Source organism: Maribacter sp. PR66 (genome assembly GCF_028464205.1).
GTDB lineage: Bacteria > Bacteroidota > Bacteroidia > Flavobacteriales > Flavobacteriaceae > Maribacter > Maribacter flavus.
Map to the genome: position 1 here is coordinate 138,854 of NZ_JAQPCH010000005.1, position 12,552 is coordinate 151,405.

At 41.0% G+C, this 12,552-nt stretch carries 9 protein-coding genes; 6 read left to right on the plus strand and 3 right to left on the minus strand.

Translation table 11 applies throughout. The features are described 5' to 3' along the window. Positions 1-28: 28 nt before the first annotated feature. Genes PP181_RS10835 through PP181_RS10845 form a run of 3 tightly spaced genes read left to right on the plus strand, consistent with a single transcriptional unit; the run spans position 29 to position 5,194 of the window. Positions 29-2,467, plus strand: a complete 2,439-nt coding sequence (locus PP181_RS10835) for a YfhO family protein (RefSeq protein ID WP_272637106.1) — start codon at positions 29-31, stop codon at positions 2,465-2,467. Next, on the plus strand, positions 2,464-3,735 hold the full coding sequence (locus PP181_RS10840; protein ID WP_272637107.1) for a glycosyltransferase family 4 protein: 1,272 nt from the start codon (positions 2,464-2,466) through the stop codon (positions 3,733-3,735). Before PP181_RS10835 ends, PP181_RS10840 begins: the two co-directional genes overlap by 4 nt. A gap of 1 nt (position 3,736) precedes the next feature. Further along, positions 3,737-5,194: an oligosaccharide flippase family protein gene (locus PP181_RS10845; RefSeq protein ID WP_272637108.1), complete on the plus strand. Its 1,458-nt coding sequence runs from the start codon at positions 3,737-3,739 to the stop codon at positions 5,192-5,194. Position 5,195: 1 nt separating this feature from the next. Here the strand turns inward: PP181_RS10845 and PP181_RS10850 are convergent, their stop codons facing one another. The 3 genes from PP181_RS10850 to uvrA form a co-directional block, all read right to left on the minus strand. Next, entirely contained in the window at positions 5,196-6,290 is a 1,095-nt protein-coding gene (locus PP181_RS10850; RefSeq protein ID WP_330072479.1) for an AI-2E family transporter, read from the minus strand. Between the two features lie 146 nt (positions 6,291-6,436). Further along, positions 6,437-7,636 carry a hypothetical protein gene (locus PP181_RS10855; RefSeq protein WP_272637109.1) on the minus strand — a complete coding sequence of 400 codons (1,200 nt, stop codon included), beginning with the start codon at positions 7,634-7,636 and terminating at the stop codon, positions 6,437-6,439. 149 nt (positions 7,637-7,785) lie between these two features. Continuing rightward, positions 7,786-10,563 (minus strand): excinuclease ABC subunit UvrA, encoded by a 2,778-nt coding sequence (gene uvrA / locus PP181_RS10860; protein WP_272637110.1) that lies wholly within the window; start codon positions 10,561-10,563, stop codon positions 7,786-7,788. Between the two features lie 243 nt (positions 10,564-10,806). On the opposite strand from uvrA, the gene PP181_RS10865 reads away from it, so the two are divergent. From PP181_RS10865 to PP181_RS10875, 3 genes are all read left to right on the plus strand, one after another. Further along, positions 10,807-11,388 carry an RNA polymerase sigma factor gene (locus tag PP181_RS10865; protein ID WP_154919880.1) on the plus strand — a complete coding sequence of 194 codons (582 nt, stop codon included), beginning with the start codon at positions 10,807-10,809 and terminating at the stop codon, positions 11,386-11,388. A gap of 73 nt (positions 11,389-11,461) precedes the next feature. Beyond that, positions 11,462-11,605 carry a hypothetical protein gene (locus PP181_RS10870; protein WP_162850214.1) on the plus strand — a complete coding sequence of 48 codons (144 nt, stop codon included), beginning with the start codon at positions 11,462-11,464 and terminating at the stop codon, positions 11,603-11,605. A 327-nt stretch (positions 11,606-11,932) separates the two neighbouring features. After that, positions 11,933-12,514 carry an RNA polymerase sigma factor gene (locus PP181_RS10875; RefSeq protein ID WP_154920308.1) on the plus strand — a complete coding sequence of 194 codons (582 nt, stop codon included), beginning with the start codon at positions 11,933-11,935 and terminating at the stop codon, positions 12,512-12,514. Positions 12,515-12,552: the final 38 nt, after the last annotated feature.

The window sequence follows — 12,552 nt, forward strand, 5'->3', positions numbered from 1 at the left end:
TTATCTTTGTCTAACCAACCATTGGAACATGAAGAAAGGTCTAAAATTCTTTATTACCCATTTTTTTGTCACCGTATTCTTTATCGTCGCCGCACTGGCCTACTTTCATCCAGTACTTCAGGGAAAGGTAATTTTTCAGAATGACATTGCCCAGTACACGGGCATGGCCAAAGAACAAAACGATTTCAGGAAAAGAACGGAAACAGAGCCTTACTGGACCAACAGTGCTTTTGGGGGCATGCCCACGTATCAGTTGGGGGCAAACTATCCCCACAATTACGTCAAGGAATTGGATCGGGCCATCCGATTTTTACCAAGGCCCGCGGATTATCTATTTCTTTATTTTATCGGATTTTATATTCTTCTCTGTTGTTTGAAGGTAGATTATAAACTGGCCATTGTAGGGGCTTTGGCCTTTGGCTTTTCGAGCTATTTGATCATCATCATTGGAGCGGGGCACAATGCAAAGGCCCATGCATTGGGATATTTGCCCATTCTTTTGGCGGGCATCGTGTTGGTTTTCAGAAAGAAATACCTATCCGGATTTTTAGTGGCGGCCTTGGGAATGGCACTCGAAATTGTGGCCAACCACTACCAAATGACCTATTATTTCATGTTGCTGGTACTGGTTTTGGGGATAGCGTATTTGGTCGATGCCATCAAACGAAAGGAATTAAAACACTATGTTATCTCGGTTGGAATTTTGGTAGCGGCTGTCGCATTGGGTATTGCCGCAAATGCCACAAGCCTTCTGGCCACGAAGGAATATGCAGATTGGAGTACCAGGGGCAAAAGTGAACTGACCATTAATCCTGATGGTTCCCCAAAGGCGAGCACGGATGGATTGAGCAAGGAGTACATCACGCAATGGAGTTATGGAATTACGGAATCCTTAAACTTGTTCGTTCCCCGGCTATTTGGTGGGGCAAGTCAGGAAAACCTAGGTGAGGACTCAAAATCCTTCAACTATTTGATAGACAAAGGACTGCCCAGGTCCAGTGCCTTGGATTTTGTTAGCGGACTACCTCTTTATTGGGGAGAACAACCCGGGACATCCGGTCCTGCCTACATTGGGGCCATTATATTTTTCCTGTTTATTTTGGGATTGTTCTTGGTCAAGGGAAAACATAAGTGGTGGTTGTTGTTCGGGGTGTTGATGTCGTTGATGCTTTCCTGGGGAAAGAATTTCAGCGGACTCACAAACTTCATGATCGATTATTTTCCGCTGTACGATAAGTTTAGGGCGGTTTCCTCCATCCAGGTCGTATTGGAATTATGTGCGCCCCTCTTGGCCATCTTGGCCTTGAAAAAGATATTTTCACCTAAAGTCCCTCCCTCGGATAAGTTGAATTCCTTAAAATATGCCGGAGCGGTAGTTTTGACTCTAGGAGTCTTGTTGTTCCTTGTCAAGGGAATGTTCGATTTTACGGGGCCTTCGGACGAACGGTTGCGCATGACCGGTTTAGAGGAACTTCCTGAAATGTTGCGACTGGACCGTAAGGCCGTGTACACGAACGACCTTATTCGGTCATTGATTTACGTGTTGATAACCGCTGGCTTGGTCTGGTTTTACCTCAAAGGGAAACTCAAGGAGAATTGGGTCGTATTGGGTATCGGAATGCTTGTGGTATTTGATTTGGTAGGGGTGAACCTTAGGTATGTGAACGCCGATAATTTTGTGGCCAAACGGAGGATGCTGGAGCCGTTTCAGGCTTCGGAAGCGGATAAGCTGATTATGGAAGACGATGGGGTATATAGGGTTTTTGATCAGACCGATGGTTTTGATTCGGCAAAAACAGCCTATTTCCATCAAAGCATTACGGGATACCATGCGGCCAAACCTGCCGGTATACAGGACTTGTATGAATTCCATATCTACAAGGGGAATCTTTCCGTATTCAATATGTTGAACGTTAAATATGTGATTCGGCAAGATCAGGAAGGCAACATATTTCCCATTCAAAATCCAGATGCCAATGGAAATGCTTGGTTTGTTAGAAAGCTGAAGCCCGTAGAATCTGCCAACGAGGAGATACTCGCTTTGGATAGTCTGGACACAAAGAACGTCGCAGTCTATAATTCCGAAAAAGTAAACAATATCAATCGTCTTGATTTTCAAGTGGATTCCACCGCCACTATTCAATTGACGGATTATGAGCCCAATCATCTGACCTACAGTTCCTACAATCCTAATGCGGGAGTCGCGGTTTTTAGTGAAATGCACTACCCACAAGGTTGGAACGCCTATTTGGATGGACAACGCACCGACCATTTTAAGGTAAACTATGTGTTAAGGTCCATGCGTGTACCCGAGGGAAAACATACCATTGAATTTAAGTTTGAGCCGGAAGTCGTAGAACAAGGTAGCACGATTGCCTTGGCAAGTACCATTCTCCTTGGTTTGGTGCTTTTGGGTGGCATTGGATATTCTTTTTGGAGAACCAAAAAAGGAGAAACTTCCCAATGAAACGCGTTTTGGTCATCACGTATTACTGGCCCCCGGCAGGCGGCCCCGGAGTACAACGATGGTTAAAGTTTGTAACCTATTTTCGGGATTTTGGTGTGGAGCCGGTGGTTTACATTCCCAAAAATCCACATTATCCTTTAAAGGATGCCTCTTTGCTTGATGAGGTTCCAAAGGATATCAAAATCATTGAAAATACAATTTTTGAACCCTACGGACTTTCAAAATTGATATCCGGTAGGAAGACCAAACGAATAAGTTCCGGTGTCATTTCCGAGAAGAATCAGTCCGTATTGGAACGGGTCATGCTTTGGATACGGGGAAATCTTTTTATTCCCGATGCCCGGAAATTTTGGGTAAATCCGTCCGTTAAATTCTTAGAGCCTATTTTGAAGAAAGAAGGCATTGAAACCATCATTACCACGGGACCACCACACAGTGTACATCTTATCGGACTTAAATTAAAGGAGCAATTGGGGCTGCAATGGATAGCCGACTTTAGGGATCCTTGGACCACTATTGGATATCACAAAAAACTGAAGCTAACGACATCGGGACAAAAAAAGCATAAGGAACTTGAGCGAAAGGTCTTGAATACTGCCGATAAAATCGTGGTCACGAGCAAGACCACGAAGCAAGAATTCCAGGGCCTTACCCCAAAACCCATCAAATTAATCACCAATGGTTTTGACATGGGGGAAAGAAAGCCCGTGACACTGGTTGACAAGTTCGCCATTGCCCATATTGGATCCATGCTTACCAAAAGAAACCCACGTAATCTTTGGAAGGTTTTGGGTGAATTGGTACGGGAAAATATAGGATTTAAAGAGTCCCTACAACTTAATTTTGTAGGTGTTGTAGGTCAGGACACCTTGGATTCCCTGAACGAATTCGGATTACATGAATTTGTTAACATCATTGGATATGTACCCCATGAGGAGGCGGTTTTATATCAGCTGAAATCACAAGTATTATTATTGGTGGAAATCGATTCCGAGGAAACAAAAGGAATCATTCCTGGAAAATTCTTTGAATATGTAAGTTCAGGCCGACCTATTTTGGGAATTGGACCTGTAAATTGGGAAGTAGCGGAAATGATAACCGAAACGGCATCGGGTAAGGTTTTTAACTACACCCAGGAGTCGGAGCTTAAGAAGGTACTTTTAAACTGGTTTCAGCAGTTTCAGAATAATTCATTAAAATCATCGGCTACGAATATAGAGCGCTACAGCAGGCGTGAACTAACGAGGCAATTGGCAGATTATATTTAGCATGGGCATCGTACTAAAACAATCCTTGAGCAATACCATGGTTACCTACCTTGGATTTGCCATTGGTGCGGTAAATACGCTATTTCTATATACCATTTTTATGCAGCCGGAACATTATGGTCTGGTTCAATTGATTTTGTCCGTATCCGGGGTTCTTATGCCTATTCTGGCCCTTGGAGTGCCCAATAGCCTTGTAAAGTTTTATAGTAGTTTTAATTCGGAAAAGGAGCAGGACCAATTTTTGGGCATGATGCTCTTTCTGCCGTTATTATGTATCGTTCCTATAGGTGTGATCAGTTTTTTTGCCAATGAGGCCATTGGCAATATGCTATCAAATGAAAACCCGGTTGTGCGGGACTATGTTTGGCAAATATTCCTGATCGGAATTTCCATGGCCTATTTTGAGGTTTTCTACGCATGGGCCAGAATCCGGATGAAGTCGGTTTTTGGAAATTTCATGAAAGAGATTTTTTGTAGGATAGGGCAGAGCATTTTACTGGTTCTCCTTTGGTTACAGGTTCTGAATGTGCCTCAATTCATCAATGCCTTGGTGGGGTTTTACATTTTGAGAGTGGCTATCATGAAGTTGTATGCGTACCGACTTCGGTTTCCAAAATTGGCCGCTGTACTACCTTCCAATTGGCGGGAAATCCTTCGATACAGTGCCTTGATTATCTTGGGAGGGTCTACGGCCATTGTACTTATGGAGGTGGACAAGGTCATGCTCAACAATTATTTGCCCATTGAAAACGTGGCCTTTTATGCCGTTGCAGGCTTTATGGCTACCGTAATTGCCGTACCCAGTAGGGCGATGCATCAAATAACCTACCCCATGACGGCCGAATATATCAACGCCAATGATATGAAGTCGCTTGGAGGATTGTATCGGAAAAGCTCCCTGACCTTATTCATAGTTTCATCCTTGCTGCTGATTTTAATACTGCTGAATTTACAGGATCTGTACAAACTTTTGCCATCGGATTATAGTGAGGGATATATCATTGTGTTTTGGATAGGTTTGGTAAAAGTCTATGATTCCTTGTTGGGCAACAATAACTCTATATTGTTCAATTCCAAATACTATACATCTGTGTTGTTTTTTGGTGTTTTATTGGCCATTTTGGCGATAGGTTTCAATCTTTGGTTGATACCAAAATTTGGGCTGCAGGGAGCTGCCATTGCCAGTTTTTCGGCGTTTTTTATTTACAACTCATTGAAGTTGTACTACGTGAAAACCAAGTTTGGTCTTCAGCCTTTCACAAAGGAAACTTTAAAAGTCTTTTTGTTGGTACTAGGGTTGGCGCTTGTTTTTTCCGCGATACCGTTTTCATTTCACCCCATCTTAAATATAGGGGTCAAAAGTATTTTAATTTCGGTGGTTTATTTATTGATACTTTATAAATTCCGAATTTCAGAAGATATCCATGCCGTTTTGCATAGATATTTGGGTAGAAAATAATTTATATTTGACGTGATTCTTCCGATTTTCGTAAACCGTACTGCTCTTTATAAACTTTAAGCAAAACTAAAAATAGGTTTACAATTAAGGGACCAAAAATTAGACCTACAAATCCAAAAAGGGGTATCCCCAGAAGTACACCAATAAGGGTTATCAATGGATGGATACTATCCAATTTTTGAAGTAACAAAAGCCGAATAAGGTTGTCAGTAGAACCTACCACGACCATTCCGTAAATAAAAATTCCCCACGCCTGAAAGTCGTTTCCACTGGCTAGACTCAAAACGAATACCGGAAAAATCCCGACAAAGGTCCCAATAAAAGGTATCATGGATCCTATGGTGACGATTACGAACCAAAACCACGGATTATCAATGTCGAAAATAAAAAAGCCTATAAGAGCGATAATTCCTTGTGCAATTGCTACCAAAGGTATTGCTATTGCGTTGGAACGGACCACCTTGTCTATTTCATTTCCCAGGGTAACCAATGTTTTATTGCTCAACGGAATATATTCCATTAAGGAATCCCTCATTTCCTTTGGACCTATGAGCATGTAATATAAGATGATCAAAAGCACCCCAATGGAAACAACTATGTTAAGGGTACCACTTGCAAAGCCCGAAAAGTTGTCAGTAACCCATCCCGATGCCTGTTGCGGGTCAATGGCATTTGAAATATCATAACCTAAATGCTTTTCCAATACGAAGACTTGTTCCTTAAAAGCACTGATAACTTGTTCCGATTTATCGGCCAAGTTACCAATTTTAAATCCTAGCATATAAATGGCACCGGATAATGGGATGCAGATGCCAATGGTGGCCATAGTAATCAGTATAATTGCGGACCACCTTTTTCCCAATCGGGTCTTTTGGAGTCTTTTCATCCATTTTCTTAGGATGACATACAACGTAAGTGCTCCCAAAACCCCCGAAATATAGGGTAACATGGAGTCGAATATGAGCCAGCCAAAAAAAAGGATCAATATTAGCAGTAATAATTGCCGGATCAACTTTGGATGTATTTTTTTCAATCTACTTATGAAATTAGGTTTTTGGGAAGCTACCAGGTTTTGATCAAATAGATTGATGCACATGGTGAAATATGTAGTCTAATTGCAATTTGTATCAAATTAAATTGGATTAAAATATGTCAAAGAAATTCCTATCAGCAAAAAAAGCCCTGCAGCAAACGAATTTGCTACAGGGCTAAACAACTAACCAACCTAAAAACTATTTTTAATTATTCATAATTCCTTCGAGAAGCAGATCTTGAATTGCTACTTCTGGTAGTACCTCGGGACGGAGCTTTTTTCACCGACCTTGTAGATCTGCTTACCGTGCTCCTATCGTTAGAAGGAGTTTTGGAAACGGTCCTTTTAACGGTTCTCTGGGTTACGGTTCCACGATCGCTACCACGGTTCACCGTACTTCTTTTGACAGGTGCATTATAGGTAGTGGTACTTCTTTTAACCGTAGTACTTCTTGGGGTTCTGGTTACTTCCCTAGTGGATACTACTTTTCTTTTTTCGTTACCTCTGACCGTATTGTTACTACCACGGTTTACCGTTGTGGCACTGCTTCTGTTCACGGTAGACGACCTTCTAACGGTATTGTCATAATTTCGTCCGTTGTTTCTTGAAGCTACACTTCTACCAGATTTAAAATCATCACTTCTTCTAGCCGTATTGGTATTGGAACGGACGCTGTTATTGTTTCTATAGGTCACGCCCTTATTACCTCTGTAGGAGTTCTCCCTAACCGCCACTCTATTGTCATTTCTATAAATACTGGCCCGCTCGCGCCTTACTTGATTGTACCTGTGCTCCCTACCGATCTCTACATAAGCCCTACGGGTGTTGAATCTGTAAGGTCTGTAATAGGTGTATCTAATTGGCGTGTAGAACCTTCTGTAAGGTCTGTTGAAAACCAAGGCGAATCCTATGGCCGGTCTTACGAAAAATCCATGGAATGGTCGGTATACATAATGTCTGTTATAGATGTTTATGAATCCGGTATGGTAATCGTAAAATCCCCTGTTATCATAGAAAACGAACATCCCACCAACGCTGCGTACCCTATTGTTTCTATATCTAATATCCACGTCGCCTATTTGGGTAACCCTACCATAAAAGTCGTAATAAATAGGAACGTTTTCCACTTGAATCACCGCACCGTAATCATCATACTGTGCGTAAGGGCTATAATCATATCCTGAGTTGAAGGTTATTCCATTTCTTCTTCCATTAACATAATCCTCAATGTAGAAATCGAACTCCCCATCTGGATATACTGAAAACGTAATGCCATTTTCAACAAAAATAAATGAGTTGTTGTACCTATAAGCATTGCGCGTTGCAACCTTATCTTCTACTGTACTTTTGGCCAAGACACCTGTAGTGCCCAAAATTACCGCTGCAAAAAGGAGTACAAAATTTTTCATGATATAAGGTTTTAAATTCTAAGTGCAACTATTTGCACTCGCCTGATATAAAACAAACAGCGTGCCAAAAATTTATCAATCCATGTAAAGTATTGATAAACAGAATATTAAAAAGTAATTAACTCCCTTAAATTTCTATTCTAAAGGGATTATAGCTTTACCTGAAGATATTTCGCCGTAAAAGATTTGGAGTTTTTTGCCACTTCCTCAGGGGTGCCCTCTGCCAAAAGATATCCCCCGTTTTCGCCGCCACCGGGACCTAGGTCGATTATATAATCGGCACATTTGATAAGGTCAATGTTATGCTCAATTACGACAATTGAGTGTCCTTTCTTTATCAAGGCGTTGAAGGATTTCAAAAGTTTTTGGATGTCGTGAAAATGGAGTCCGGTCGTTGGTTCGTCAAATATAAAAAGTGCCTTGTCCTTTGTAGCACCTTTTACCAAAAAGCTAGCCAATTTGATACGTTGTGCCTCACCACCGGATAGGGTAGAGGAGGATTGCCCTAAGGTTACATAGCCCAAGCCCACATCCTGTAAAGGTTTAAGTTTGGCAACAATCTTATTTTGTAACCCAATTTCAAAAAAAGAGATGGCATCGTCAATGGTCATATTGAGAACATCATCAATATTCCTATCGTTGAAGGTGACCTCCAATACGTCCTTTTTAAACCGTTTTCCGTTGCAGGTATCGCATTCCAGATGAACATCGGCCATGAACTGCATCTCTACAGTGATTTCACCTTCTCCCTTGCACTTTTCGCATCGGCCACCATCCACATTAAAGGAAAAATGTTTCGCTTGATAATTTCTGATTTTGCTCAGTTTTTGGCCCGCATAGAGGTTCCGTATTTCATCATAGGCCTTTATATAGGTAACCGGATTGGATCGGGAGGAGCGTCCTATGGGGTTCTGGTCCACGAACTCCACATGTTTTATGTGCTTATATTTACCCTTTACGGAACTGAACTGGCCGGCCTTTTCACCATAACCTCCCGTTTCTTTGAGAATGATGGGATACAACAGTTTTTTTACCAAGGTGCTCTTTCCACTGCCCGATACCCCCGTAACCACGGTAAGCATATCCAAGGGAAAGGTCACGTTGATGTTTTTAAGGTTATTGGCTCTGCACCCAATAATTTCTATATGGTTTTTGGAAGTCCTTCTTTCGATGGGGACCTTTATTTCTTTGGTACCGTTCAAATAACTGGCAGTTAGGGAGGTGGAATTTAGGATATCCTCCATGGTGCCTTGGGCTACGATGTTACCGCCATGGGTACCGGCTTCCGGGCCAATATCGATTACCTCGTCCGCAGCTTTCATGATGTCCTCGTCATGTTCCACAACGATGACCGTATTGCCCAAATTCCTTAGGGACAGCAATACTTCGATCAGGTTTTCCGTATCCTTGGGGTGAAGCCCAATACTGGGTTCATCCAAAATGTACATGGAACCTACCAGGCTACTCCCCAAGGAAGTGGCCAGATTTATCCGCTGGCTCTCCCCACCGGATAAGGTATTGGACTTTCTATTCAGGGTTAGGTAATTAAGTCCTACTTTGTCCAAGAACCCCAAACGAGTATTGATTTCCTTTAAAAGCCTGTCGGCTATTTTGGCATCATGTTGAGAAAGTTCCAAATCGCTAAAAAATGGTATCAATCGCTCAATGGGCAGTCCCACCAAATCCGAAATGGACTTGCCGCCAATTTTTACATATTCCGTCTCCGGCCTTAGCCTTTTTCCATTGCAAACATTGCATTTTGTCTTGCCGCGGTACCGGGAAAGCATCACCCTGTTCTGGATTTTATAACTTTTTTCCTCCAGTGTTTCAAAGAATTTATGAAGGCCGATGAAATGCTTGTTCCCGTCCCAGACCAATTTTTGTTGTTCTTCCGATAGTTCAAACCAGGGTTTGTGAATGGGAAAATCGAATTTATAGGCACTGTTCACCAACTGGTCGCGGTACCAGCCCATGCTTTCGCCCCGCCATGGAAAAACGGCATTTTCATAAATGGAAAGTGCCGTATTGGGTATTACGAGGTCTTCATCGATACCGATAACATCGCCATACCCTTCACATTTAGGACAGGCCCCATAGGGATTGTTGAAACTGAAAAGATGTACGTTCGGTTCTAGAAATGTCATGCCGTCCAGTTCAAACTTATTGCTGAATAGGCGTTGCTTCGAATTTTCCATCTCTTCAATGATACACTGCCCTTTCCCTTCAAAAAAAGCGTTGTCCACGGCATTTGCCAATCGGTTATAAAAATCTTCATCGTCCTTGGTTATGATTCGATCTACCACTAGGTCAAATTCCTTTCCAATATCGGCAGGTGCCTGATCTATTCGAATTATCTTGCCTTGGTATTTTATACGGGCATATCCTTGCTTGGAAAATAACTGGAGCGATTTTACAGAATTCCGGTCCTCCCTAATTTTTATGGGGGCCAAGAGCAATAATTTTGTATCGGTTTCAAAGTTCTTAACATATTCAATAACATCGGATACGGTATTCTTCTTTACCTCATTACCTGATATGGGCGAAAAGGTTTCCCCAATTCGGGCGTAGAGCAGCTTTATGTAATCGTAAATTTCGGTTGTAGTGCCAACGGTCGATCGTGGATTCGTTGAATTTACCTTTTGCTCAATGGCTATGGCCGGGGCAATGCCTTTTATATAATCGACTTTGGGTTTGTCCAATTTCCCAAGGAATTGCCTAGCGTAGGAGGAAAGGCTTTCTACATACCTTCGTTGCCCCTCGGCAAAAAGCGTATCAAAGGCCAAGCTCGACTTACCGGAACCCGATAAGCCTGTTATAACTACCAATTTGTTCCTGGGAATTACAACATCGACATTCTTAAGATTGTGCAATTTAGCACCCTTTATAATTATGTTTTTTTTAGGGTCAACCTGGGATAGTGTAGTCATAGCATTCAATAAAATTGCAAAGATACACTATGGAGTTTAGCTAAAAATCCAAATGCCACAAATCTCATTTCATCGAGTAGTTTTTCACATTTTTTTTGGAGTATTTATTTTTTTATATATTTGAACTTCAATTAAAAACAAGTGCCTATAGCCTAAAATTACTTTTGAAGTTAAAAATGATGTAAAAATCCGCTTGCCCCATGGGCTTTCGGACCCCCGATTTAACCCACAAAAGTAAGGCTTATGATACAGGAACTTGAAGATTCCCATTTGGTTAAGGATTACATGAACGGTAATGAAAGGGCCATTGAGGTTCTAATCAACCGTCACAACGCACGTTTGACAGGTTTCATCTATTCCAAAGTAGGGGACCGGGAACTCACCGAAGATATTTTTCAGGATACCTTTATGAAAGTCATACGCACACTCAAGCGAGGTGCTTATAATGAAGAAGGTAAATTTTTGCCTTGGGTAATGCGTATTGCCCACAATCTAATTATAGACCATTTTAGAAAAAGCAATAGAATGCCCATGTGCGATGGAACGGATTCGTTCAACATTTTTTCGTTGATGGGTGACGAAAAATTAAATGCCGAAAAGCAATTGATCAAGGAGCAGATTGATACGGATCTGTTAAGAATGATAAAGGAACTTCCCGAGGACCAACAACAAGTTTTGCATATGCGTCTATTTAAGGATATGAGTTTTAAGGAAATTTCTGAAAATACGGGTGTAAGTATCAACACGGCTCTGGGCAGGATGCGTTACGCGTTGATCAACCTTAGGAAGCTTGTAGAAGCCAATAGTATAGTTTTAACGAATTAATTGGTAACAGGTCGAGTGGATCTACTATATTGGTTCCGTTGGCGTTTTTTAGATGTAACCAAAACGGAAGAATATGGAAAAAATTTACCAGACTACAGAAAACACTTCTAAAAAAGTATCCGCGAAACCTGAAACGATCAAGTTTCTACTGGATTATTCAAAATCACTCAATATAACGGAAGCCAAAGGCATACAATTTGAAAGTAATTTGAACTAGTTATATTTTCTACTATACTACAGGAACCCCGGGAAAGCATTTCCCGGGGTTTTGTGTTTTATCGATTAAGGTACTACTAGCGGAGGTTTACCACATCCAGGTATTTACATAGCCTTTTTTAAATGGCGTAAGTAACTATTAAAATGTGTATTTATTGTATAGAAAATAAGTTTCCATGTTTTCACATCAGAAAAAGGCGGTTTTACAACATACTTTTTCCTACAGGGTGTGATTTATCTAGTTTTATATCAGAATTGAACGACTAATTACAATTAATTAATAACCAAATCAGGATCCCCACCCTGTCACCTAATGAAAGTAACTAATATGGAATTACAGATTGAAGATTCAGAACTAGTAAGAGATTATATCAGCGGCGATGAGAAAGCATTGGAAATCCTTATCCACAGACATAATCAACGTATTACAAGCTTTATTTATTCCAAAGTATTGGATAGGGATATAACTGAGGATATTTTCCAGGATACCTTTATCAAGGTTATCAAAACCCTTAAAAAAGGAAACTACAGTGAAGAGGGCAAGTTCCTACCTTGGGTAATGAGAATTGCGCATAACCTTATTATAGACCACTTTAGGAAAAATAAAAGGATGCCAATGTTTGAGGGGAATGAGGATTTCAATATCTTTTCTGTAATAGGTGATGACAAATTGAATGCCGAAAAGCAGTTGATCAAAGATCAAATTGATACGGATTTAAGGGAACTGATCGAAGAATTACCGGATGATCAAAAAGAAGTTTTGATTATGCGTATCTACAAGGATATGAGCTTCAAGGAAATTTCCGAAAACACTGGAGTTAGTATCAATACGGCACTGGGGAGAATGCGATATGCCCTGATCAACCTTAGAAAAATAATCGAAAAACACAATATCGTTCTAACGAATTAATCCTACTCAAGAATAGCTGAACAATATTTCCATTTTAG

Excerpts from the sequence above, each read along its gene's own strand:
- PP181_RS10875 (WP_154920308.1), top strand. The coding sequence starts at position 11,933 with ATGGAATTACAGATTGAAGATTCAGAACTAGTAAGAGATTATATCAGC.
- PP181_RS10840 (WP_272637107.1), top strand. The coding sequence starts at position 2,464 with ATGAAACGCGTTTTGGTCATCACGTATTACTGGCCCCCGGCAGGCGGC.
- PP181_RS10835 (WP_272637106.1), top strand. The coding sequence starts at position 29 with ATGAAGAAAGGTCTAAAATTCTTTATTACCCATTTTTTTGTCACCGTA.
- PP181_RS10845 (WP_272637108.1), top strand. The coding sequence starts at position 3,737 with ATGGGCATCGTACTAAAACAATCCTTGAGCAATACCATGGTTACCTAC.
- PP181_RS10855 (WP_272637109.1), bottom strand. The coding sequence starts at position 7,636 with ATGAAAAATTTTGTACTCCTTTTTGCAGCGGTAATTTTGGGCACTACA.
- PP181_RS10865 (WP_154919880.1), top strand. The coding sequence starts at position 10,807 with ATGATACAGGAACTTGAAGATTCCCATTTGGTTAAGGATTACATGAAC.
- uvrA (WP_272637110.1), bottom strand. The coding sequence starts at position 10,563 with ATGACTACACTATCCCAGGTTGACCCTAAAAAAAACATAATTATAAAG.
- PP181_RS10850 (WP_330072479.1), bottom strand. The coding sequence starts at position 6,290 with ATGTGCATCAATCTATTTGATCAAAACCTGGTAGCTTCCCAAAAACCT.
- PP181_RS10870 (WP_162850214.1), top strand. The coding sequence starts at position 11,462 with ATGGAAAAAATTTACCAGACTACAGAAAACACTTCTAAAAAAGTATCC.